We start from the raw sequence: 22280 nt of genomic DNA on the forward strand, positions 1-22280 counted from the left end.
CCCCGGCGCCGCCGTCGGTCGTCGCACTGCCGCCCACGCCGAACACCCTCTTCCGGGCCCCCGCGTCCCGCCCCCCGCCCCGCCCCCCCCCCCCCCCCCCCCCCCACGCCTCCCCCCCTCCCCCCCCCCCCCCCCCCCCCCCCCTCCCCCCACCCCGCTCGCCGGTCTCTCGTGCCGCCCGTCGCCACAGGGGTGGCGGGGCGGCCCACCGCCGCGGTCGCGATCCCGGGCGCGCGCGAGTGCCGGTGCCGGTGAGCGCGTCACCGGCACCGGTTCGGGTACCGCCGCCCGGGTGGCTCAGTGATGTCCGTTGTGGCGCCGGAGCAGCAGACCGGCCGCGACGACGGCGCCCGCCCCGATCAGGATCGGGCCGGGGTGCCGCCGTCCGGCCTCGACGACCGTGCTGGCCGCGCTGCGCACCGGCTCCGGAACGTTCTTCTGCACCACGTGCCCGGCCTGGGCGGCCTTGCCCTGCACGGCGTGACCGGCCTGGGTCGCCGTGCCCTTCATCTGGACCGTCATGGCGCCCGCCCGGTCCCTGAGGTCGGCGGCGCGCGCCTGTGCCCGGGCCTTCACGTCCGCCTTCGCGGCCAGCTCCTCGACGGTGTCGCCGAGCTGGCTCCGGGTCTCCTCGATCTGCCGCCGCAGCTCGTCGGGGCCCTTGGCCCCCACCGACTCCGGAGCGTCCGAACCGGGCTTCGCGCCGGTCGGCTCCGGGCCGGAGCCCTGCTGCACACCGGGGACCTGTGCGCCGGCCGCCTTCGCGGCGTTCGCGCCGGTGTTGTCGTTCGTCATCGATGCGCCCTTTCCTTGATCTCGTCGACATCCGCCTTGACGCTGTCGAGCGCCTGTTCGGGTGTGGGTGGTGTGGCCTTGCGGAGCTGCGCCCGGCCCATGGCCGCCAGTACCCCGGCCACCACGAAGAGCACCGCCGTCACGATGAGCGCGGCGGCCCACACGGGCAGTACCAGGGAGAGCGCGGCCACGCCGGTGCCGGACAGGGCCATCAGCCCGACGTATCCGACGGCGCCTCCCGCCCCGATCATCCCGCCGCCCCGTCCCGCGCGCCGGCCCTTCTCCGCCAGCTCCTCCTTGGCGAGGGTCATCTCCTGCCGCACGAGCTGGGAGAGCTGTTCGGTGGCCTGGCCGACGAGCTCGCCCACCGACTGGTGCCCGTGTTCGTCCCGCACGGGCCTGCTGTTCATGGTCCCGGTCACGGTGTCCCGCCTCCTCTCGCTTGAGGAGGGCCGGGTACCCGTACCGGACCGGGCTACCCCTGCGGTCCGCGTTCGTCCAGACGGGCCAACTGGCTCTGGAACCAGTCGAGCCGCGCCTGGAGCAGCGCGGCCTCCGCGACCAGTTCGGAGACGTCCGGTCCGGCGGGCCCGGGAGCCGCCCCGGCGGCGGCCCGGACCCGGATCCCCTCACCGGCCAGCCGGGCGAATCCGGCGAGCGAGAGGGACGTACGGGCGCGCAGGCACCCTGCGCAGGCGGCCGTCAGCGCGCGCCAGCCCGGGCGCCCCCAGCCCGCGTCGGCCAGGGCCGCGGCCGTCGCCCCGCACGCGCAGGGGCCGACCGTGGCGGTCCGGACCCGCTGGCGGGCGTAGCGGAAGCCGCGCTCGAAGCGGATGTAGTTGCCGAGGACGGAGACCTCCAGCAGGGCCGCCGCCCGGTGCTCCGCGGTGCACAGCAGGGCCTCGGCCGCCGTTCGGTCGTGCACGCAGTGGAAGCCGCAGTCGCAGCGGCGGTGCGGTGCCCGATGGCGCCGCCCGTAGACGCAGCGCGCCTCGTCCAGCACTCCGTACGGCAGGGCACCGCCCAGTGAGACGCCGGTGAACCCGGCCCGGGTGCCGTCATGGGACAGCACCGGGTGGGCGATCTTGTATCCGGTCGGCGGCTCCGTCGGGCGTTCCTCGGGGAGCCGCAGCCTCATCGGGCGGCCGGGACCTCTTCGGGCGCGGACGCCTCGAGCTCCTCGACGGCCTCGGCGACCCGGAGGCCCGCCTCCTCCTCGGGTGTGCCGGTCTCCTCCGCGACTCCGGTGGCGAGTGCCTTGCCCAGCCTCATGGTGCCTCCCGTGATCTGCCGTCGACCTCCGACTCGGCCATGGTGACCCATGAGAGGCCGTTCTGGCACTAGTGCCTGCCCCGGGAACCGCCGCGGATTGTGTAGCAAGTGCCCCCGATATGTCGTAGGAGAATTAAGTGGATCTTCACTGAGCAGAAGCCGAGACTGTGCACATGACGACACCGGACACCACGGCGGGGCCCCGGCCGGGGCCCGAGGAAGGCACCGGACACCGCAGCGCGGGCGGCGCCGCCCGGGTCACACCCGGCGCTCCCTTCGGACGGATGCTCTGTGCGATGGTCACCCCCTTCACCGAGGCGGGCGCCCTCGACCTCGACGGAGCGCAGCGGCTCGCGGCCCGGCTGGTCGACGAGGGGTGCGACGGCCTGGTGCTGTCCGGCACCACGGGAGAGTCGCCCACGACGTCGGACGCGGAGAAGTCCGCGCTCGTGCGCGCGGTCCGCGCGGCGGTCGGCGAGCGGGTGCCGATCGTCGCGGGCGTCGGCACAGCCGACACCCGGCACACCGTCGAGCTGGCACGGGGAGCCGAGAAGGCGGGCGCGGACGGCCTGCTGGTGGTCCCCCCGTACTACAGCCGGCCTCCGCAGGACGCGGTCGAGGCCCACTTCCGGGAGGTCGCGGACGCCGCCGGACTGCCACTCGCCCTGTACGACATCCCCGGGCGCACGGGCACCCGTATCGAGCCGGAGACGCTGATCCGGCTGGCGGAGCATCCCCGCATCGTGGCGGTCAAGGACTGCGCGTACGACCTGCTCGGCACCCAGAAGGTGCTGGCGGAGACGGAGTTGGCGTACTACGCGGGCTGCGACGAGCACGTCCTCGCCCTCTACGCGATCGGTGGCGCCGGCTGTGTCAGCACGGTGGCGAACGTGGCGCCGCGTCAGTTCCGGGCCGTGCTCGACGCGTTCGACGCGGGTGACACCGCCCTCGCGGCCCGCCTGCAGCGGCGGACCATCCGCCTCACCGAGCTGATGATGGCCGCGGGACTGCCCGGCGCGGTCACGGCCAAGGCACTCCTCGGCAGGCTCGGTCTGCCCGGCGGGCCCGTCCGCGCGCCCCTGCGGCCCGCCGGCCGCGAGGCGGCCGACGGGCTGCTGGCCGTGTACGGGCAGCTGGTCGCCGAGGTGTCCTGACGGGCGCGGGCCGACCCCCGTCCGCCCCCCACCGTCAGAACCGGGCCGGGGCCGGCCCCCGTCCGCCCCCTGCCCCCCTCGGCTCGGTGCCCGACACACCCCGCCCGGCGCCTCAGCGCCGGGCGAAGACCGGATTCCAGCGGCCGGCCGCGCCGTCGGTTCCCTTGCGGAAGCCGCTGAGCGGGACGACCCTGTCGCTGCCGATGGTGACGAGCATCAGCCGGTTGTGGAACTCGTTCGTCCCGGGGTCGATGTCCCAGGCGATCAGCCGCTTGTCGTCGACCCAGGCAAGCAGCTGCTGCCCGTGCACCTTGGCGACCCGCTTGCCGGAGCGGGGGTCGAGGATCTCGGAGGCGGTGGTCTTCGCGCCGCCCGCGAACCCGCCGGCGGCGAGCTTGCCGTCGGGGGAGAGCCGCGCCTCGACACCCCAGTGCAGGTGCCTCTCGTTCGCGGGCTTGGGGACCTTGTTGCCCTTGAAGTCGTAGAACTGCTCGGTGGGCCGGCTCATGAGCCCGCCGTACACCAGCTTCGAGTCGGCGCTGAACGCGAAGTCCTGGCGGGCGTTGACGTCCCGCGTGTCCGTCACCGCGGCCCAGGAGCTCTTGCCGGAGTCCACGTCGACGACGTAGAACCCGGTGCGGTCGGTGCTGCCGAAGTCCCGGGTCCAGTCGTTGTTCTTGCCGTCGCCGTCGCTGTCGTAGTCCGCCTTGTGCAGCAGATCGGGGTTCTTGGCGTACGTCGTCGCGACGAGCTTGTCGCCGTCGGGCGAGAACTCGACGCTCGCGACCCCGCGTTCGGCCGGGATCCAGCGCTCGACCCTCCCGGTCAGCAGATCGAGCATGCCGATCCGCTTGGCGGGCAGGTCCTTCTCCAGGACGGCGGCGGTCCGCATCCCGGGCGCGACGCTGAGGTAGGACCACTTGGCGGCCTCGACGTACTTGCCGGTCTTCTGGTCGAGCAGCGAGTACTCGCGGGTGTTGACGGCGGTCTTCGCGCTCTGCCGCACGTTGTGCAGGGTGTAGTAGGCGGCCAGCGCGGTGTCCCCGGCCGCGATCAGGTCACGGGGCGGGGTCTGGTCCGGGTGGGCGATGATGTCGCTCCGGTTCATCTCGCTGGCCGGGCGCACGTCGTCCTTGCCGGAACCGAGCAGGGGAACGGCCACGGCGACGGCGACGACGGCGGCGGTGGCCGCGGCGACGGACGCGAGCGCACGGGTGCGGCGGCGGCGCCCGGCGGTCAGCACCCGGTCGGCGAAGTCCGGCCCGAGCGGCGGCTGTTCGTCGGCCTGCTCCCGGAGCGACTCGCGTACCACTTCGTCGACGTTCACGGGCGCACCTCCATGGGCGAGAAGTCACGGGACGGCCGCTCTTCGACGTCCGCCGGGCCGAGCGGGGCGAGTTCGGGGGCGAGGGCGCGCAGCCGTGCGAGCGAGCGGTGCGTCGTGGAGCGGACTGTCCCGACCGTGCAGTTCAGCAGGCGGGCGACGTCGGCCTCGGGCAGGTCCTCGAAGTAGCGCAGCACCAGCACGGTGCGCTGCCGGGCGGTGAGCCGGGCGAGCGCCCCGCGCATCACCACGCGCAGTTCGGCCGCGGCGGAGGCGTCCGCGTCCGCCGTCTCCTCCGGCGGTTCGGCGACGGTCAGTTCCCGGCGGGGCCACTTCAGCCGCCAGCGGCTGACCTGCTGGCGGTACAGGATCTGCCGTACGTAGGCCTCGGGTTCGTCGATGCGGTGCCAGCGTCCGGCGGCTTTGATCAGGGCGTTCTGCAGCAGGTCCTCGGCCGCGTGCCGGTCCCCGCCGCTGAGCAGCACGGCCGTCTTCAGCAGCGCGGACGACCGGTTCGCCACGAACTCCCGGAATCTCTCCTGCCCTTCGGCATCCATCGTCACCTTCTCTTCCCCGGCGGACCCTGTGCCCGGCCCCTGTGCTTCTTGTGACGCTCCCGGCGGGCCGCCGCTATGCCTCGGCCCCGGAAAAAATGCGGCGGCGCGTCCGTCCCCCCTGCCGTACGTTGGCCGGGTGAGCAGACCCCTGCTGTTCCTCGACGTGGACGGCCCCCTCAACCCGTACGCGGCGCAGCCGGAGCGCCGGCCCGAGGGGTACACGACGATCCGGGCGGCGGTACGGCCGGGCCGACCGCTGCGGGTCTGGCTCAACCCGGCGCACGGGCCGGCGCTGCTCGGCCTCGGCTACGAGCTGTGCTGGGCCACCACCTGGACGGACTCCGCGAACCGGTGGATCGCGCCCGTCGTCGGCCTACCCGACCTTCCCTGCGTCGACTTCGGCGACGCGCTGCTCACCGAGCGGCCCGACGGCGTGCACTGGAAGACCGAGGCGATCCTCGCGTACGCGGGTGGGCGCCCGTTCGCGTGGGTCGACGACGAGCAGAGCCCGGCGGACGACGCGTACGTGGCCGCCCGCCATCCGGGGCCCGCCCTTCTGCACCACGTGAACCCGCGGATCGGGCTGCGCGAGGGCGACTTCGAGGCGCTCGCCCGGTTCGCGGCGAACGTACGGGCCGGATGACCGAGCGCCCTCCCGTCGGTGGACGGGAGGGCGCTCGGCGCGGCGTGGGACCGACTAGTTGTGGCTGTGCAGGACGTCGTTCAGACCGCCCCAGACCGCGTTGTTCGGGCGGGCCTCGACCGTGCCCGTGACCGAGTTGCGGCGGAAGAGGATGTTCGAGGCGCCCGAGAGCTCGCGGGCCTTGACGATCTGCCCGTCGGGCATCGTGACGCGGGTGCCGGCGGTGACGTACAGACCGGCCTCCACCACGCACTCGTCGCCCAGCGCGATACCGACGCCGGCCTCGGCGCCGATGAGGCAGCGCTCGCCGATGGTGATGCGGACGTTCCCGCCGCCGGAGAGGGTGCCCATCGTCGAGGCGCCGCCGCCGATGTCGGAACCGTCGCCGACGACCACGCCGGCCGAGATGCGGCCCTCGACCATCGACGTGCCGAGCGTGCCCGCGTTGAAGTTCACGAAGCCCTCGTGCATGACGGTCGTGCCCTCGGCGAGGTGCGCGCCGAGCCGGACCCGGTCGGCGTCGGCGATGCGGACGCCCTTCGGCGCGACGTAGTCGGTCATGCGCGGGAACTTGTCGATCGACGTCACCTGCAGGTGCAGGCCTTCCGCGCGGGCGTTCAGGCGCGTCTTCTCGACGTCGTCGACGGCGACCGGGCCGAGCGAGGTCCAGGCGACGTTGGCGAGGTGGCCGAAGATGCCGTCCAGGCTCTGGCCGTGCGGCTGCACCAGGCGGTGCGAGAGCAGGTGCAGTCGCAGGTACACGTCGTGCGCGTCGATCGGCTTCTCGTCCAGGGAGGCGATGACCGTACGGACCGCGACCACCTCGACGCCACGGCGGGCGTCGGGCCCGATGGCCTTGGCCGCGCCCTCGCCGAGGAGCTCCACGGCCCGCTCGGCGGACAGCCGTTCGGTGCCGGCGGGGCCGGGCTCGGCGGACAGCTCGGGGGCGGGGAACCAGGTGTCGAGGACGGTGCCGTCGGCGGTGAGGGTGGCGAGCCCGGCGGCGACGGCGCCGGTGGTGCGAGTAGCAGTCGTGTCGGTCATGAGGGCAACCTAACCGGCCGAGGGCCGCGGAGGCGAACCCGCTCACGGCCCGTCTCAGAGACCGGGCCGTACGGACCAGCGCTCGGTCACCGCGGGACGGCGCCCTGTACGTTCCGAAGCCGGAGGCAACCTCCGGAACGGGACCCCGGCCGCCCTCTCCGGGCAGGACCCGGCCGAGGGCCGTACCGGGGCCGGAAGGCCTGCCGGGCCGCCCCCGCACCCCCGTGGCGCGGGCCGCCCGTGTCCCTCGGCCGGCGGTCAGCCGCGGCGGCCCGCCTCGTCGACCACGGCGTCGGCGACGGTGGAGCCACCGCCGACGACCTTGTCGCCCTCGACCATGCGCATCCCGACGATCCGGTACGTCTGCGGGTCGAGCAGCCACTCGTCGGCCATCCGCCGGTTCGTCTTCGGGTCGAATTCCCGGTCGAAGCCGACGGCGATCACCCGGCGTCCGGCGGCGTTCGTCACCAGATGGTCGGTGACCGTGCCGCCGGGCAGGCTCGCGAGGGCCCGGTAGAGCCCGGCGAGTCCCCGGGACGGCATCACGTCGGCGTCGAGGAGGACGCTGATCTCGCGGTAGTCCCGCTGGGTCCGTGTCTCGCCCTCGACGTCCCCGATGGCGTGCGCCTCGCGGATCGCGGCGAGCGTCCCCTTGCCGTCGGCGGGCAGCGTGGAGAGGAACCGGTGCATCTCGCGGGGCGAGCGGTCGTCACCCTCTCCCCCGTTCTCCAGGTGCATCGTGCGGACGGTGAGCTTCGCGCCCTCGTAGGGCATGCGGTCGGCGACGGCACTCCCGTCGTAGCGGATCCAGTGCTCGGTGGTGTAGAGCGACCGCTGCTCGCGGTGCGCCAGGGTGTTCTCGCCCTCCTGGACACTCTTCGTGTAGATCCACTGGTCGGCCCGGGGCACGGCGTCGTCGGGCTCCTTCTCCACCACCCGCGCCGCCCGCTCCAGCAGCTCCTTGGCGCCGATCCCCTTCAGCCCCGCGCTCGGGGAGGCCGCCGGCGACACCTTCCGTCCGGCGTCGCTCCCGTCCACCAGCACCGACGCGAGAACGGCGACGGCTGTCACCGCCGCGACCACACCGGCGATCACGAAACGACGCCCGGCCCACGGCGCGCGGCGCGCCGCGCGCGCTCCGGCGGCCTCGATCAGGCGGGTGCGCCCGGCCGCGAGCCGGGCCCGGTCCGGCGTGGGCGCGTCGGCACGCAGCTCACGCACCTCGGTCAGGTCGTCCCTCATCGCGCCACCTCCGCGGCTTCGCCCACGAATGCCGGATCGGCTCCCAGTGCCGTACGGACCTTGCGCCGGGCCCTGTTGAGCCGCGAGCGGACCGTGCCGACCGGGATGTCCAGCGCCTCCGCCACCTCCTGGTAGCCGAGGTCGGCCCAGGCGACGAGCAGCAGCACGTGCCGGTCACCCGCGGACAGGGCCGCGAGGGCGCCGGCCAGCGGGCCCTGGGCGGCGAGCCGGCTGTCCGTGTCCTCGACCCAGGAGGCGGCGACGGGGTCGTGTCCGGTACGGGCCAGCGCGCGCAGCGCCCGCACCTCGGCGCGGCGCTGCCTGCCGATGAGATTGCCCGCGATGCCGTACAGCCAGGGGCGCGCGTTGGGACGCGTCAGGTCGTAGCGGTCGCGGATGCGGAACGCCGTGAGAAAGGTGTCCGCCGTGATGTCGTCGGCCGGGCCGTCCCCGAGGCGCCGGGTCACGTACCGGTGGATGTCGGCTGCGTAGCGGTCGTAGAGCCCGGCGAACAGCTCCGGTTGCTCCAGCGATCCGGCGACGACGCGGGCGTCGTCCTGCACCCGTTCCGTCGGGGGCGGTGCCACCGGCTCCGTCGGGCGTGGTGGTCCGGTCACAGGGCCTCCGTCTGTCGGCTCGGGGCGAGCTTGTCACCGCCTGTTCTCCCCGGGCCCCGGAAAGGTTCACGGTTTCGGGGGATCAGGAGGTCCCGTCCGGATCACTCCGGGTCCGCGGGCGGGCCGTGCGCACCGCTCACGGGATCATCCGCGCCAGGACCTCGCGTGCGTACTCCTCGTCGTACGACGCTCCGGTCAGCAGGACCTGCAGGCAGATTCCGTCCATGAGGGCGACGAGGGCGCGGGCGGTGACGGGGTCGGTGCGGTGGGCGAGCCGCTCGACGAGGTCCTCGCACCACTCGGCGGCGACGGGCCGCAGGGCGGGGCGCCGGAGGGCGGCGAGGTACAGCTCGTACTCCAGCTCGACGCCGGTGGGGTCGCCGCCGAGCCACTCGCCGACCAGTCCGGCCAGTTCACCGGCCAGATCGACCCGGGTGTCCTCCAGGGCACCGCGCGCCACGAGCACCTTCGCGAAACCCTCGTTGGCCTGGCGCAGCGCGGCGACCAGCAGTTCGTCGAGAGTCCTGAAGTGGTACGTGGTGGAGCCGAGCGGCACGTCGGCCTCGGCGGCGACGGAGCGGTGGCTGAGCCCGGCGATGCCCTTGGCGCCCACGACCCGGATCGCGGCCTCGATGATCCGGCGGCGCCGCTCGGGGTCGTAGCGGCGCGCCATCAGTGGGCCCCGCCCAGGTTCAGCACGACGACGCCGCCGATGATCAGCGCGATGCCGGTGAGCTTGGCGGCGCTCATCCCCTCCCCCAGGAACAGCATGCCGATGGCCGCGATGACGGCGGTTCCGGCGCCGGCCCAGATCGCGTAGGCGGTGCCGACCGACACGGTCTTCAGGGTCTGCGCCAGCAGGAGGAAGGCGACGACGTATCCGGTGAGGGTGACCAGCGACGGCCAGAGTCTGCTGAAGCCCTCGCTGTACTTCATGGCGGTCGTGGCGGCCACCTCGGCGGCGATGGCCCCGGCGAGCAGCACGTATCCCATGTGTACGAGGGTACACATCGATGTGTACGCCCGTACACAGCGCGGGAGCCGTGGACGTCCCGGCGCAGGGGCCGGGCTCCCGCACGGCGCCGGCCCGGGTGTCGGCGTCGGCCGGGAGCGACGCGTACGGGCGCGCGGACATGCGAGAGGCCCACGGCGGTGTGCCGGGGGCCTCTTCGAAGGGGTGCGTCAGACGTTGAACCCGAGCGCGCGCAGCTGCTCGCGGCCGTCGTCCGTGATCTTGTCCGGGCCCCACGGCGGCATCCAGACCCAGTTGATGCGCAGTTCGTTGACGATGCCGTCCGTCGCGGACTTGGCCTGGTCCTCGATGACGTCGGTGAGCGGGCAGGCCGCGGACGTCAGGGTCATGTCGATCGTCGCGATGTTCGCGTCGTCGATGTGAATGCCGTAGATGAGGCCGAGGTTCACGACGTCGATGCCCAGTTCGGGGTCGACGACGTCGTACAGCGCCTCGCGGACTTCCTCCTCCGAGGCCGGCTTCGTCGTCAGGCCCTCTTCGGATGCCACAGTGTTCTCGCTCATGCCGTCTTCCTCTCGGCGCTCTCACCCAGTGCCTGGGCCGTCGCGTCCTTCCACGCCATCCAGCTCAGGAGGGCGCACTTGACCCGGGCCGGGTACTTGGAGACACCGGCGAACGCGACCGCGTCCTCCAGCACCTCCTCCATCGCGTCGTCCGGTTCGATCCGGCCCTTGGACTGCATCAGCTCCAGGAAGGTCTCCTGGACCTTCTGCGCCTCGGACAGCTCCTTGCCGACGAGGAGCTCGTTCAGCACGGAGGCCGAGGCCTGGCTGATCGAGCAGCCCTGACCCTCGTACGAGATGTCCGCGATCTGCTCGCCGTCGTACTTCACGCGCAGCGTGATCTCGTCGCCGCACGTGGGGTTGACGTGGTGCACCTCGGCGTCGCCATCCCGAAGACCGCGCCCGTGCGGGTGCTTGTAGTGGTCCAGGATGACTTCCTGGTACATCGAATCAAGCTTCACGACTCAGCCAGCTCCTCAGCCGAAGAAGTTCCGTACGTGCTCCAGGCCGTCGACCAGTGCGTCGATCTCGGTCGGCGTGGAGTACAGATAGAACGACGCTCGCGTCGTCGCAGGAATTCCGTACCGCAGGCACACCGGGCGCGCGCAGTGGTGTCCGACCCGGACGGCGATGCCCTGCTCGTCCAGGACCTGGCCCACGTCGTGCGGATGGATGTCACCGAGGGTGAACGAGATCGCGGCACCGCGGTCCTCGGCCGTGGTCGGGCCGATGATCCTCAGGTCCGGGACCTCCGCCAGCCGCCGCACCGCGTACTCGGTGAGCGCGTGCTCGTGGGCGAGGATCTTGTCCATGCCGATCGAGCTCAGGTAGTCGATGGCCGCGCCGAGGCCGACCGCCTGCGCGATCGGGGGCGTGCCCGCCTCGAACTTGTGCGGCGCGGGAGCGTACGTCGACGAGTGCATCGACACCGTCTCGATCATCTCGCCGCCACCGAGGAACGGGGGCAGGTCCTCGAGGAGCTCCTGGCGGCCCCACAGGACGCCGATGCCGGTCGGGCCGCACATCTTGTGGCCGGTGAAGGCGACGAAGTCGGCCTGGAGTGCCTGCACGTCCAGCGGCATGTGCGGGGCGGCCTGCGAGGCGTCGATCAGGACCAGGGCGCCGACCTCCTGGGCGCGGCGCACTATCGCCTCGACCGGGTTGACGGTGCCCAGGATGTTGGAGACCAGCACGAAGGAGACGATCTTCGTCTTCTCGGTGATGACCTCCTCGATGTCGGACAGGTCGAGGCGGCCGTCGTCGGTGAGGCCGAACCACTTCAGCTTCGCGCCGGTGCGCTGCGACAGCAGCTGCCACGGGACGATGTTGGAGTGGTGCTCCATCTCCGTGATGACGATCTCGGTCTCGTGGTCCACGCGGTAGGGCTCGTCGGCCCAGCCCAGCATGTTCGCCACGAGGTTGAGCGACTCGGAGGCGTTCTTGGTGAAGATCACCTCGTCGCGGCTCGGCGCGTTGATGAACGCGGCGACCTTGTCGCGCGCGCCCTCGTACAGCGCCGTGGCCTCCTCGGCGAGCACATGCACACCGCGGTGGACGTTGGCGTTGTAGCGCTCGTAGTAACCACTGAGGGCGTCCAGCACCTGGCGCGGCTTCTGCGAGGTCGCCGCGTTGTCCAGGTACACGAGCTTCTTACCGTCGTGGACCTGACGGTCCAGGATGGGGAAGTCCTTGCGGATCGCCTCGGTGTCGAGGAGGCCCGGCAGCTGTGTCACGCGGATGCGCCACCCTTCGTGTATACCTCGTAACCCTCGTTCTCCAGCTTGTCGGCGAGCTCGGCGCCGCCGGACTCGACGATGCGGCCGCCGGAGAAGACGTGGACGTGGTCGGGCTTGATGTAGCGCAGGATGCGCGTGTAGTGCGTGATGAGGAGCGTGCCCACCTCGCCGGTCTCGCGGACGCGGTTGACGCCCTCGGAGACGATGCGGAGCGCGTCGACGTCCAGACCGGAGTCCGTCTCGTCGAGGACCGCGATCTTCGGCTTGAGCAGTTCGAGCTGGAGGATCTCGTGGCGCTTCTTCTCGCCGCCGGAGAAGCCCTCGTTGACGTTGCGCTCGGCGAAGGACGGGTCCATGTTGAGGCGCTCCATGGCCTCCTTGACCTCCTTCACCCAGGTGCGCAGCTTGGGGGCCTCGCCGCGGATGGCGGTGGCGGAGGTGCGCAGGAAGTTGGAGACCGAGACGCCGGGGACCTCGACCGGGTACTGCATCGCCAGGAACAGGCCGGCGCGGGCACGCTCGTCCACGGACATCTCCAGGACGTCCTCGCCGTCGAGGGTGACGGTGCCGCCGGTGATCGTGTACTTCGGGTGACCCGCGAGCGAGTAGGCGAGCGTGGACTTGCCGGAGCCGTTCGGGCCCATGATGGCGTGCGTCTCGCCCTGCTTCACGGTGAGGTCGACGCCCTTGAGGATCTCCTTCGTGGCGTTGTCGGCCTCGACGGTGACGTGCAGGTCTCGGATTTCAAGCGTTGCCATGGGTGCCTCAGGACTCCTGGGAGAGGGAGACGAGCACGTCGTCCCCTTCGATCTTTACGGGGTATACGGGGACGGGGCGCGTCGCGGGAAGGCCGGACGGCTTGCCGGTGCGGAGGTCGAAGGCGGAGCCGTGCAGCCAGCACTCGATCTGACAGTCCTCCACCTCGCCCTCGGAGAGCGAGACGTTCGCGTGCGAGCAGATGTCGTGGATCGCGAACACCTCGCCCTCGGTGCGCACCACGGACACCGGCGTGCCGTCGAGTTCCACCCGCTTGGGGGTGTCCTCGTCCAGCTCGCTCAGCGCACAGGCGCGTACGAAGGACGCAGCAGTCATCAGACCGACGCCTCCAGCTCCTCGTCGATCCTGGCGAGGAGGCGCTCCTGGATGTCGGAGACGCCGATCTGCTGGACCAGCTCGGCGAAGAAGCCGCGGACCACCAGACGGCGGGCGTCGTCGGCCGGGATGCCGCGGGCCATCAGGTAGAAGAGCTGCTCGTCGTCGAAGCGGCCGGTCGCGGAGGCGTGGCCGGCGCCCACGATCTCGCCGGTCTCGATCTCCAGGTTCGGCACGGAGTCGACGCGGGCGCCGTCGGTCAGAACCAGGTTGCGGTTCATCTCGTAGGTGTCGGTGCCCTCGGCCTTGGCCTCGATGAGGACGTCGCCGATCCACACCGCGTGGGCGCCGTCGCCCTGGAGCGCGCCCTTGTAGGCGACATTCGACTTGCAGTGCGGGGTGTTGTGGTCCACGAGGAGGCGGTGCTCCTGGTGCTGGCCGGCGTCCGTGAAGTACAGGCCGAACAGCTCGGCGTCGCCGCCGGTGCCCGCGTAGTGCACGCGCGGGTGCAGGCGCACGAGGTCGCCGCCGAAGGTGACCACGAAGGACTTGAAGGTGGCGTCCCGGCCGATGAGCGCGTTGTGCTGGCCCACGTGGACGGCCTTGTCGTCCCAGTCCTGGACGGAGACGACGGTGAGCTTGGCACCGTCCCCCAGGACGTAGTCGACGTTGGCGGCGAGCACGGCGTCACCGGTGTGGTCGATGACGACGACGGCCTCGGCGAAGGCTCCCAGCTCGATGACCTGGTGGCCGTAGGCGACCCCGCCCTGGCCCTGCACGGCGATGCGGATCGGCTCGGTGAGCACCGTCTCCTTGGGGACGGTGACGACACCGGCCTTCTCGAACGCCGAGTAGGCCTGCGCGGCGACGCGGTCCACCGGGGTGCCCGCCCTGCCGAGCCGGGCGTCGTCGCGGCCGACGGTCTCGACGACGACGCCCTCGGGCGCCTCGATGCCGACCTTCACGCCGTCGCCGGTGGCGACCGCGGTGCCGTCGTGCAGCCCGCGCAGGCGCTCCAGCGGGGTGAACCGCCACTCCTCCTCACGGCCGTGCGGGACCGGGAAGTCCTGCACGTCGAAGGACGGGGGTGCGCTCATGCGCGTGGCAACGGTCGACTCGGCGGCCACCGCGATCTGGCCGGCGGTGGTGGACCCCACCGGGATATTCGTAGCCTCAGCCATGGCTGTCGGTCTGCTCTCTTTCCTGCGTCAGTGTTCGCTGGCTGTGTCCGGGCGGCGGGTCTTAACCGACCGCGCCCTCCATCTGCAGCTCGATCAGCCGGTTGAGTTCGAGGGCGTACTCCATGGGCAGCTCCTTCGCGATGGGCTCGACGAAGCCGCGCACGATCATGGCCATCGCCTCGAACTCGGAGAGACCGCGGCTCATCAGGTAGAAGAGCTGGTCCTCGGAGACCTTGGAGACGGTCGCCTCGTGGCCCATGGACACGTCGTCCTCGCGGACGTCCACATAGGGGTACGTGTCCGAGCGGGAGATGGTGTCGACGAGCAGCGCGTCGCACAGCACGTTCGACTTCGAGCCGTGGGCGCCCTCACCGATCTCGACGAGACCGCGGTAGGACGTACGGCCGCCGCCGCGCGCCACGGACTTCGACACGATGTTCGAGGACGTGTTCGGCGCCATGTGGACCATCTTCGAGCCGGCGTCCTGGTGCTGGCCCTCGCCCGCGAAGGCGATGGACAGCGTCTCGCCCTTGGCGTGCTCGCCCATCAGGTAGACGGCCGGGTACTTCATGGTGACCTTGGAGCCGATGTTGCCGTCGATCCACTCCATGGTCGCGCCCTCGTACGCCACGGCGCGCTTGGTGACCAGGTTGTAGACGTTGTTCGACCAGTTCTGGATGGTCGTGTAGCGGCAGCGGGCGCCCTTCTTCACGATGATCTCGACCACCGCGGAGTGCAGGGAGTCCGACTTGTAGATCGGCGCGGTGCAGCCCTCGACGTAGTGGACGTAGGCGTCCTCGTCGACGATGATCAGCGTCCGCTCGAACTGGCCCATGTTCTCCGTGTTGATACGGAAGTAGGCCTGGAGCGGGATCTCGACGTGCACGCCCTTGGGGACGTAGATGAACGAGCCGCCGGACCACACGGCGGTGTTCAGCGAGGCGAACTTGTTGTCACCGACCGGGATGACGGTGCCGAAGTACTCCTTGAAGAGCTCCGGGTGCTCCTTCAGCGCGGTGTCGGTGTCCAGGAAGATGACGCCCTGCTCCTCCAGGTCCTCGCGGATCTGGTGGTAGACGACCTCGGACTCGTACTGGGCCGCGACACCGGCGACGAGGCGCTGCTTCTCCGCCTCGGGGATGCCGAGCTTGTCGTACGTGTTCTTGATGTCCTCGGGCAGGTCCTCCCAGGACTCCGCCTGCTTCTCCGTGGAGCGCACGAAGTACTTGATGTTGTCGAAGTCGATGCCCGACAGGTCCGAGCCCCAGTTCGGCATGGGCTTCTTCTCGAACAGGCGCAAGCCCTTGAGACGGAGCTTGGTCATCCACTCCGGCTCGTTCTTCTTCGCCGAGATGTCGCGGACGACGTCCTCGTTGATGCCGCGCTTCGCAGAGGCGCCGGCCGTGTCGGAGTCGGCCCAGCCGTATTCGTACTTGCCCAGGCCCTCGAGTTCGGGGTGAGCAGTCTCCGTGGGGAGCGTCATGCGGGGTTCCTCCCGGCCGTGCTTGCAGATGCGTTGTCAGTGGTCTTGGAAATCTTGGGGATGAACGTGGTGCACACGCCGTCGCCATGGGCGATGGTCGCCAGCCGCTGCACGTGCGTACCGAGCAGCTGGGAGAAGATCTCGGTCTCCGCCTCGCACAGCTGCGGGAACTGCTCGGCGACGTGGGCGACCGGGCAGTGGTGCTGGCAGAGCTGCTCGCCGACCGGTGCGCTGCGCGCCGTAGCAGCGTACCCGTCCGCGCTCAGCGCCCTGGCCAGCGCTTCGGTGCGCTCCTCGGGGGTCGCGGCCTCGATGGCGGCGCGGTAGGCCCCTGCCTGGGCGGCGATCCTGGCGCGGGCGAAGGCGACGACCGCCTCGTCACCGCCCTCGCGCTCGGCGATCCAGCGCAGCGCGTCCGCGGCGAGCTTGTCGTAGGACTGGTCGAAGGCGTCCCGGCCGCAGTCGGTGAGGGCGAACACCTTCGCGGGGCGCCCCCGGGTGCGCGCGCCGTAGACCCGCTGCTCGCGGGCCTCCACCACGGTGTCGGCGACCAGCGCGTCGAGGTGGCGCCGGACGGCCGCCTGGGTGAGTTTGAGCCGCCCGGCGAGGTCGGCCACGGTCGACGGGCCGTGGTCCAGGATGGAGCGCGCGACGCGGTTGCGGGTGGACCGCTCACCGGTCGCGAGTTCCTCCTGCGGAGCCTCGCCAACGTTTTTCACAACGCCATTGTTGCGTAATTCCTTTGAGCCTGACAACCCGCGCCCGAGGCGTGGACGGTGCCCTGCGTCACTTAGGCATACCTAAGATGACCTGCGCAAACGATCTTTGATCGATCAATTCGCTGGCGCTCCCGGGAGCGGTCGAGCAGACTGCCGGACGTGCCCGTACCGCCTCCGACCGGCCCACTCGTCACCCGGCCCGGCCTCGCCGCACAGCTGCGCGAGCTCGGTGTCCGCCCCGGCGAGACGCTCCTGGCGCACTCCTCCCTCAGCTCCCTCGGCTGGGTCTGCGGCGGGGCGCCGGCCGTGGTCCAGGGGCTGCTCGACGCACTCGGCCCCGACGGGACGCTCGTCGTCCCCACGCAGACGGGCGACCTCTCCGATCCGGCCCTGTGGAGCGACCCTCCGGTCCCCGCGGAGTGGTGGCCGGACATCCGGGCGGCGATGCCCGCCTACGACCCGCTCGTCACCCCCAGCCGCGGGGTCGGCGTGATCCCGGAGACGGTGCGCACCTGGCCCGGCGCCCTGCGCAGCGCGCACCCGCAGACCTCGTTCGCGGCCCTCGGCGCGCGTGCGGCGGAGGTCGTGGACGGACACGCCCCGGACTGCCGGCTCGGCGAGCGCAGCCCGCTGGCCCGGCTGGAGGCCATGGGCGCCCGCGTCGTGCTGCTCGGCGCCGGCTATCACGCGTGCACCGCCTTCCACCTGGCCGAGTACCGCATCCCGTCCCCCTCGGCCGAGGTGGGCCGGCCCGTCCTCGGACCCGGCGGGGACCGCCGCTGGGAGGTGGTCACCGAGGTGTCGATCACCTCCGAGCGCTTCGCGGAACTGGGCGCCGACTTCGAACGGGACCGGCCGGTCGTACGCGGCCGGGTGGGCGCCGCGGACACCCGGCTGTTCCCCGTGGCCGCCGCCGTGGCCTACGCGGAGCGGTGGCTGGCGCTGCACCGCTCGCGCGAGGAGTGGATCACCGACGAGGCGCCGCCGGGCCGCGCGCGCCCCCGGGACGGCGTCCGGGTCGTGGGCCCCGCCCGCCGCGCCGACCGGACGCGTCCCTAGACTTGCGCTTCATGCGAAGCGAGCCCGTGGTCCAGGTCCAGGCCCTGGTGAAGCGGTACGGCACGAAGACCGCGGTGGACGGCCTCGACCTGGTGGCCGGGGCGGGCATCACCGCCGTACTCGGCCCCAACGGCGCGGGCAAGACCACGACGGTCGAGACCTGCGAGGGGTACCGCAGGCCGGACTCCGGCACGGTGCGCGTCCTGGGCCTCGACCCGGTCCGGGAGTCCGCCCGGCTGCGCCCCCGGATCGGGGTCATGCTCCAGTCCGGCGGCGTCTACTCGGGCGCGCGGGCCGACGAGATGCTCCGCCACGTGGCCCGGCTGCACGCGCACCCGCTGGACGTGGACGCACTGATCGAGCGGCTGGGACTGGGCGGCTGCGGCCGTACGACGTACCGCAGGCTGTCCGGCGGCCAGCAGCAGCGGCTCGCGCTCGCGATGGCCGTGGTCGGCCGCCCCGAGCTGGTCTTCCTCGACGAGCCCACGGCGGGCCTCGACCCGCAGGCCCGCCGCGCGACCTGGGACCTCGTCCGCGACCTGCGCACCGACGGCGTGTCCGTCATCCTCACCACGCACCACATGGACGAGGCCGAGGAACTCGCGGACGACGTGGCGATCATCGACGCCGGCCGGGTCGTCGCGCAGGGCTCCCCCGAGCAGCTGTGCCGCGGCGGCGCCGAGAACACCCTGCGCTTCAGCGGCCGCCCCGGTCTCGACGTGGGGTCCCTGCTGAAGGCCCTCCCGGCGGACTGCACGGCGGTCGAGCTGACGCCCGGCGCGTACCGCGTGGGCGGCAAGGTCGATCCGCAGCTGCTGGCGACGGTCACCTCCTGGTGCGCGCAGCACGGGGTGATGCCGGAGAAGATCTCCGTCGAACGCCACACCCTCGAAGACGTCTTCCTGGAACTCACGGGCAAGGAGCTGCGCGGATGAGCGCCGCCGGTACGTACTCCCCGCGGCCCGGAGCCGCGCCGCTCCCCCGGATGATCGGCGCCCAGGCGGCGCTGGAGACGAAGATGCTGCTGCGCAACGGCGAGCAGCTCCTCCTCACGGTCGTCATCCCGACACTCCTGCTGGTCCTGTTCAGCACGGTGGACATCGTCGACACCGGCAAGGGCGAGGCCGTCGACTTCCTCGCCCCGGGCATCCTCGCGCTCGCCGTGATGTCGACGGCGTTCACCGGGCAGGCCATCGCGACGGGCTTCGAGCGCCGGTACGGCGTCCTGAAGCGGCTCGCCGCCTCCCCGCTGCCGCGCTGGGCCCTGATGACCGCGAAGACGGCATCCGTCCTGGTCACCGAGGTCCTCCAGGTGGTCCTGCTGACCGCGATCGCCCTCGGCCTCGGCTGGTCGCCGCACGGCAACCCGTTCGCCGTCCTGCTCCTGCTCGTCCTCGGCACCGCCGCCTTCTCCGGCCTCGGGCTGCTGATGGCCGGCACCCTGAAGGCGGAGGCCACGCTGGCCGCCGCCAACCTCGTCTTCCTGCTGCTCCTGGTCGGCGGCGGCGTCATCGTGCCGCTCGACAAGTTCCCGTCCGGGGCCCAGGACGTGCTCGGTCTGCTGCCGATCTCCGCCCTCTCGGACGGACTGCGGGACGTGCTGCAGCACGGGGCGGGGATGCCGTGGGCCGACCTGGGGATCCTCGCCGTGTGGGCGGTCCTGGGGCTCGGCGCGGCTGCCCGATTCTTCCGGTGGGAGTAGAGACCTCCCCCTCGTGAAGGCGTGCACAAGCCGCCGCCTACGATGGTGCGCGTGCCAAACGCGACCCGAGCAGACGTGGCCCACGCCGCGCGTACCCCGCTCTCCTTCATCGCCGAACACTGGACCCCCACGCCCCGGACGGTGCGGCGGGCGGCTCTCGCCGCCCTCGTCATGGCCGTGGTCATCGTGGTCACCGGCGGTGCCGTGCGGCTGACCGGCTCCGGGCTCGGCTGCCCGACCTGGCCCAAGTGCACCGACGACTCGCTGACCACGACCAGCGCCATGGGCTTCCACGGCGTCATCGAGTTCGGCAACCGGCTGCTGACCTACGTGCTGTGTGCCGCGGTCGGCTGGGCGATCGTCGCCGCGCGGGCGCAGAAGCCGTGGCGGCGCAGCCTCACCCGGCTGGGCTGGGCGCAGTTCTGGGTCGTCATGGGCAACGCGATCCTCGGCGGGATCGTGGTGCTGGTCGGCCTCAACCCGTACACGGTCGCGGCCCACTTCCTGCTCTCCACGGCGCTGATCACGGTCGCCACGGTGATGTGGCAGCGCACCCGCGAGGGCGACGCCGAGCCGCGTCCCCTGGTCGGCGGGGCCGTGCAGCAGCTGGTGTGGGTCCTGGTCGCCGCCTCCGGGCTGCTGATCGCGGTGGGCACCGTCGTCACCGGCGCGGGTCCGCACGCGGGTGACTCCAGCGACGTCGCCCGCATGCCGCTCGACTGGGAGACCGTCAGCAAGCTGCACGCGGTCCTGGCCTGGATCGTCGTCACGCTGACCTTCGCCCTGTGGTTCGTCCTCAAGGCGGTCGACGCCCCCAAGGGCCCCCTGAACCGCACCCGCGACCTGTTCCTGATCCTCCTCGGACAGGGCGTCATCGGCTACGTCCAGTACTTCACGGACCTCCCGGAGGCGCTGGTCGGGCTCCACATGCTCGGGTCCTGCCTGGTCTGGATCGGCGTCCTGCGCGTGCTCCTGGCACTCCGGGAGCGCCCGGACGCGGTGGCGGACCTCCCGGGCCCCGCGGCGGAGTCGTCCCTCACGCGCGCCTGACGTCCTCGTATCCGGCCGCCGGCGTCATTCCAGGGCGTACACCCGGCGCGCGTTGCCGGCCGCGATGAGGCCCGCGACCCGCTGGGCGTCCGACAGGGACCACGCGCCCTCGGCGACCCAGGTGCCCAGCACCCGCGAGAGCGCCTCGCGGAAGAGGCGGGCGCCCACCACGTGCAGTTCCGGCAGCCCGTGCGCACCGCTGGAGAAGAGGAGCTTGCCGAACGGCGCCAGCTCCAGGATCTCCGCGAGGACGGCGGCCGCCCTCGCCCCGGTGCGCACCAGCGCGGCGCCCAGGTCGGCGTACACGTGCGGGAAGACCCCGGACAGGTGTGCCGCATGACGGTGGTACGGATAGCCGTGCAGCAGGACGAGATCGGTGCCGAGTCCCGCGGTGGCCCGGGCGAAGTCGGTGAGCAGGGCGGGATCGGTGCGGTCGATGCGCAGTCCGGGCTCGCCGACGCCGGCGTGGAGCTGCAGGGGCAGTCCCGACGCCACCGCCACCCACAGCAGATGTCTCAGCAGGACCGGGTCGCTCAGCTCCCCGCCCACCCGCCGGGCGGCGAGCCAGCGGCCGGCGGCGCCCCGCACCTCCCCCGGTCCCGGCGGCTCGGGAGCGAGCGCGAGGCCGTGCCGCATGCCCGCCACGGAGGTGAAGGCGACGGCGGTGGAGGCCGCGCCGTGCACGGACTCGGCGAGGTTGGCGAGGAACGACTCGACGGTGCCGGAGGTGTCGGCGACCTGCTCCGCGAGCAGCTCCAGCCGGATCACCTCGTGGGCCTGGGCGGCCCCGGCGGACGCCATCTCGCGGGGTCCCGTGAGGTCGCCGGGCAGCCCGGTGTCGACGAGGTACGTGGTGATGCCGCTGCCCCGCAGCAGCCTGCGGCCCGCCTCCAGGACGCCGAGTTCGCGGCGCCGGGCGAGGTAGTGCGCCGGCGGGCAGTGCGGTTCGAGCCCCAGCAGGGGCGGGCACCAGCGGCGTACCGCGAAGCCCGTCTGGGTGTCGAAGAAGGTGGTGCCGGGGGCGGCGGGGCCCTCCGTACGGGAGAGGTGGGCCTCGAAGGTGCCGAGGCCCAGCTCCGTGCGGAGCACTCCGTGGCAGTACTGGTCCACTAGGGACGGCGTTTCGATCATCCGGGCTCCCGTGAGTGGACCGTGCGTTCTCAGGTCCTAACGGGTGAACCGGGCGTCAGGTGTTGCTGGCGCACACCCCGTGCGAAGGCGCTCCGCTTGGTTTGCTGTTTCCCGGTGGGCCCGGGGCCTTCGGGTGCGGGTGCTCTGGGGCTGCGTGCGCGGTTCCTCGCGCCCCTGGGCGGGGGCCCGGCCCGGTTCTTCGGGTGCGGGTGTGTGGGGGCTGGGCGCGCCGTTCCCCGCGCCCCCGGGCGGGCCCGGGCCGGTTCTTCGGGTGCCGGTGCGTGGGGGGCTGGGCGCGCCGTTCCCCGCGCCCCCGGGCGGGCCCGGGCCGGTTCCTCGGGTGCGGGTGCGTGGGGGCTGCGTGCGCGGTTCCTCGCGCCCCTGAGCGGGCCCGGGCCGGTTCCTCGGGTGCGGGTGTGGGGCCGTTCCCCGCGCCCCTGGGCGGGGCGCGTCGGGGGTGGGGGTCAGGCTCGGGGGGTGCCGAGTTGGAGGCCTGCCATGCGCTTCCACTCGTACGGGCCCGTCTGCACCTTGGCGGCGAACTCGCCGTCGAACTCCTCGTGCACGGTGATGCCGGACTTCTTCACGGCCTGCTCGGCGATGGCGTGCGTGGGGGCCACCAGGTCGCCCCAGCCGCCGTCGGCGCCGACGAGCACGATCCGGGCGCCCCGCTGCCCGAGGTACTCGACGTGTCCCTCGGTTCCGCCGTGCGCGTCGGCGAACGCGGAGATCTCCTTGGCGAGGCGGGTCGCCCTGCGCTCGGCCTTGGCGTCCTGCGTGGCGCCGGTGCTCTCGTCAACCTGCTCGGTGTCTGCCATGGCCAGGATGCTACCCACGGGTAGATCAAACGGCGACGGGCGGGGGGGGGGGGGGGGGGGGGGGGGGGGAAGGTGGGGGGGGGGGGGGGGAGGAGGGTCCAGAGAAAGAGGGAACCGAAAAAACC

Annotated in this window: 27 protein-coding genes; 6 read left to right on the top strand and 21 right to left on the bottom strand. The window is 72.3% G+C overall.

Annotated features, from left to right (window positions below; translation table 11 throughout):
* Positions 1–297: 297 nt before the first annotated feature.
* Genes ACZ4NT_RS23695 through ACZ4NT_RS23710 form a run of 4 tightly spaced genes read right to left on the bottom strand, consistent with a single transcriptional unit; the run spans position 298 to position 2067 of the window.
* The gene (locus tag ACZ4NT_RS23695; protein WP_467727442.1) at positions 298–795 is read right to left on the bottom strand and encodes a DUF3618 domain-containing protein; all 498 of its coding nucleotides are present in this window, start codon (positions 793–795) and stop codon (positions 298–300) included.
* A complete protein-coding gene (locus tag ACZ4NT_RS23700; RefSeq protein ID WP_183116882.1) occupies positions 792–1217 on the bottom strand; it encodes a phage holin family protein in 426 nt (141 codons plus the stop codon). Before ACZ4NT_RS23700 ends, ACZ4NT_RS23695 begins: the two co-directional genes overlap by 4 nt.
* Before the next feature lie 53 nt (positions 1218–1270).
* Positions 1271–1933, bottom strand: coding sequence for a hypothetical protein (locus ACZ4NT_RS23705; RefSeq protein WP_467727443.1), 663 nt, complete (start codon positions 1931–1933; stop codon positions 1271–1273).
* A complete protein-coding gene (locus ACZ4NT_RS23710) occupies positions 1930–2067 on the bottom strand; it encodes a hypothetical protein (RefSeq protein WP_183116881.1) in 138 nt (45 codons plus the stop codon). The genes ACZ4NT_RS23705 and ACZ4NT_RS23710 overlap by 4 nt, the downstream gene beginning before the upstream one ends.
* 284 nt (positions 2068–2351) lie before the next feature.
* Between ACZ4NT_RS23710 and dapA the strand changes: the two genes are divergently transcribed.
* Positions 2352–3221, top strand: coding sequence for a 4-hydroxy-tetrahydrodipicolinate synthase (dapA, locus tag ACZ4NT_RS23715; protein WP_467727519.1), 870 nt, complete (start codon positions 2352–2354; stop codon positions 3219–3221).
* A gap of 112 nt (positions 3222–3333) precedes the next feature.
* Here dapA and ACZ4NT_RS23720 read toward each other — a convergent pair whose 3' ends face one another.
* Together ACZ4NT_RS23720 and ACZ4NT_RS23725 are read right to left on the bottom strand one after the other, a co-directional pair.
* Positions 3334–4548, bottom strand: a complete 1215-nt coding sequence (locus ACZ4NT_RS23720; protein WP_467727445.1) for a WD40 repeat domain-containing protein — start codon at positions 4546–4548, stop codon at positions 3334–3336.
* On the bottom strand, positions 4545–5102 hold the full coding sequence (locus ACZ4NT_RS23725; protein WP_121404789.1) for a SigE family RNA polymerase sigma factor: 558 nt from the start codon (positions 5100–5102) through the stop codon (positions 4545–4547). Before ACZ4NT_RS23725 ends, ACZ4NT_RS23720 begins: the two co-directional genes overlap by 4 nt.
* Positions 5103–5238: 136 nt before the next feature.
* On the opposite strand from ACZ4NT_RS23725, the gene ACZ4NT_RS23730 reads away from it, so the two are divergent.
* On the top strand, positions 5239–5745 hold the full coding sequence (locus tag ACZ4NT_RS23730; protein WP_121403720.1) for a hypothetical protein: 507 nt from the start codon (positions 5239–5241) through the stop codon (positions 5743–5745).
* Between the two features lie 54 nt (positions 5746–5799).
* Here the strand turns inward: ACZ4NT_RS23730 and dapD are convergent, their stop codons facing one another.
* The 13 genes from dapD to ACZ4NT_RS23795 form a co-directional block, all read right to left on the bottom strand.
* Entirely contained in the window at positions 5800–6789 is a 990-nt protein-coding gene (dapD, locus tag ACZ4NT_RS23735) for a 2,3,4,5-tetrahydropyridine-2,6-dicarboxylate N-succinyltransferase (RefSeq protein WP_467727448.1), read from the bottom strand.
* Between the two features lie 258 nt (positions 6790–7047).
* Positions 7048–8031: a CU044_5270 family protein gene (locus tag ACZ4NT_RS23740; RefSeq protein WP_467727450.1), complete on the bottom strand. Its 984-nt coding sequence runs from the start codon at positions 8029–8031 to the stop codon at positions 7048–7050.
* Positions 8028–8648 (bottom strand): RNA polymerase sigma factor, encoded by a 621-nt coding sequence (locus tag ACZ4NT_RS23745; RefSeq protein ID WP_467727452.1) that lies wholly within the window; start codon positions 8646–8648, stop codon positions 8028–8030. Before ACZ4NT_RS23745 ends, ACZ4NT_RS23740 begins: the two co-directional genes overlap by 4 nt.
* 136 nt (positions 8649–8784) lie before the next feature.
* A complete protein-coding gene (locus tag ACZ4NT_RS23750; protein ID WP_467727454.1) occupies positions 8785–9321 on the bottom strand; it encodes a TetR/AcrR family transcriptional regulator in 537 nt (178 codons plus the stop codon).
* Positions 9321–9641, bottom strand: a complete 321-nt coding sequence (locus ACZ4NT_RS23755) for a DMT family transporter (RefSeq protein WP_121403715.1) — start codon at positions 9639–9641, stop codon at positions 9321–9323. Before ACZ4NT_RS23755 ends, ACZ4NT_RS23750 begins: the two co-directional genes overlap by 1 nt.
* 189 nt (positions 9642–9830) lie before the next feature.
* Positions 9831–10184, bottom strand: coding sequence for a metal-sulfur cluster assembly factor (locus ACZ4NT_RS23760; protein WP_121403714.1), 354 nt, complete (start codon positions 10182–10184; stop codon positions 9831–9833).
* Positions 10181–10645, bottom strand: coding sequence for a Fe-S cluster assembly sulfur transfer protein SufU (sufU, locus tag ACZ4NT_RS23765; RefSeq protein WP_121403713.1), 465 nt, complete (start codon positions 10643–10645; stop codon positions 10181–10183). The genes ACZ4NT_RS23760 and sufU overlap by 4 nt, the downstream gene beginning before the upstream one ends.
* A gap of 15 nt (positions 10646–10660) precedes the next feature.
* Positions 10661–11917: a cysteine desulfurase gene (locus tag ACZ4NT_RS23770; RefSeq protein ID WP_121403712.1), complete on the bottom strand. Its 1257-nt coding sequence runs from the start codon at positions 11915–11917 to the stop codon at positions 10661–10663.
* Entirely contained in the window at positions 11914–12678 is a 765-nt protein-coding gene (gene sufC, locus ACZ4NT_RS23775; RefSeq protein ID WP_121403711.1) for a Fe-S cluster assembly ATPase SufC, read from the bottom strand. Before sufC ends, ACZ4NT_RS23770 begins: the two co-directional genes overlap by 4 nt.
* Before the next feature lie 7 nt (positions 12679–12685).
* The gene (locus tag ACZ4NT_RS23780; RefSeq protein WP_121403710.1) at positions 12686–13012 is read right to left on the bottom strand and encodes a non-heme iron oxygenase ferredoxin subunit; all 327 of its coding nucleotides are present in this window, start codon (positions 13010–13012) and stop codon (positions 12686–12688) included.
* On the bottom strand, positions 13012–14193 hold the full coding sequence (gene sufD, locus ACZ4NT_RS23785; protein ID WP_121403709.1) for a Fe-S cluster assembly protein SufD: 1182 nt from the start codon (positions 14191–14193) through the stop codon (positions 13012–13014). Before sufD ends, ACZ4NT_RS23780 begins: the two co-directional genes overlap by 1 nt.
* A 61-nt stretch (positions 14194–14254) precedes the next feature.
* On the bottom strand, positions 14255–15676 hold the full coding sequence (sufB, locus tag ACZ4NT_RS23790) for a Fe-S cluster assembly protein SufB (RefSeq protein ID WP_121403708.1): 1422 nt from the start codon (positions 15674–15676) through the stop codon (positions 14255–14257).
* Positions 15673–16395, bottom strand: a complete 723-nt coding sequence (locus ACZ4NT_RS23795) for a helix-turn-helix transcriptional regulator (protein WP_121403707.1) — start codon at positions 16393–16395, stop codon at positions 15673–15675. The genes sufB and ACZ4NT_RS23795 overlap by 4 nt, the downstream gene beginning before the upstream one ends.
* Before the next feature lie 159 nt (positions 16396–16554).
* Here ACZ4NT_RS23795 and ACZ4NT_RS23800 point away from each other — a divergent pair, with 159 nt between their 5' ends.
* The 4 genes from ACZ4NT_RS23800 to ACZ4NT_RS23815 are packed head-to-tail and all read left to right on the top strand — an operon-like array spanning position 16555 to position 20206.
* A complete protein-coding gene (locus ACZ4NT_RS23800) occupies positions 16555–17454 on the top strand; it encodes an AAC(3) family N-acetyltransferase (RefSeq protein ID WP_467727460.1) in 900 nt (299 codons plus the stop codon).
* An 11-nt stretch (positions 17455–17465) separates the two neighbouring features.
* Positions 17466–18389: an ABC transporter ATP-binding protein gene (locus ACZ4NT_RS23805; protein WP_121404788.1), complete on the top strand. Its 924-nt coding sequence runs from the start codon at positions 17466–17468 to the stop codon at positions 18387–18389.
* The gene (locus ACZ4NT_RS23810) at positions 18386–19156 is read left to right on the top strand and encodes an ABC transporter permease (protein ID WP_121403705.1); all 771 of its coding nucleotides are present in this window, start codon (positions 18386–18388) and stop codon (positions 19154–19156) included. Before ACZ4NT_RS23805 ends, ACZ4NT_RS23810 begins: the two co-directional genes overlap by 4 nt.
* A 42-nt stretch (positions 19157–19198) precedes the next feature.
* A complete protein-coding gene (locus ACZ4NT_RS23815; RefSeq protein ID WP_121403704.1) occupies positions 19199–20206 on the top strand; it encodes a COX15/CtaA family protein in 1008 nt (335 codons plus the stop codon).
* Between the two features lie 24 nt (positions 20207–20230).
* Here the strand turns inward: ACZ4NT_RS23815 and ACZ4NT_RS23820 are convergent, their stop codons facing one another.
* The gene (locus tag ACZ4NT_RS23820; RefSeq protein ID WP_121403703.1) at positions 20231–21337 is read right to left on the bottom strand and encodes an amidohydrolase family protein; all 1107 of its coding nucleotides are present in this window, start codon (positions 21335–21337) and stop codon (positions 20231–20233) included.
* Between the two features lie 464 nt (positions 21338–21801).
* A complete protein-coding gene (locus ACZ4NT_RS23825) occupies positions 21802–22155 on the bottom strand; it encodes a hypothetical protein (RefSeq protein ID WP_121404787.1) in 354 nt (117 codons plus the stop codon).
* Between the last annotated feature and the right edge of the window lie 125 nt (positions 22156–22280).

This window comes from Streptomyces sp. NPDC026417, assembly GCF_055567695.1.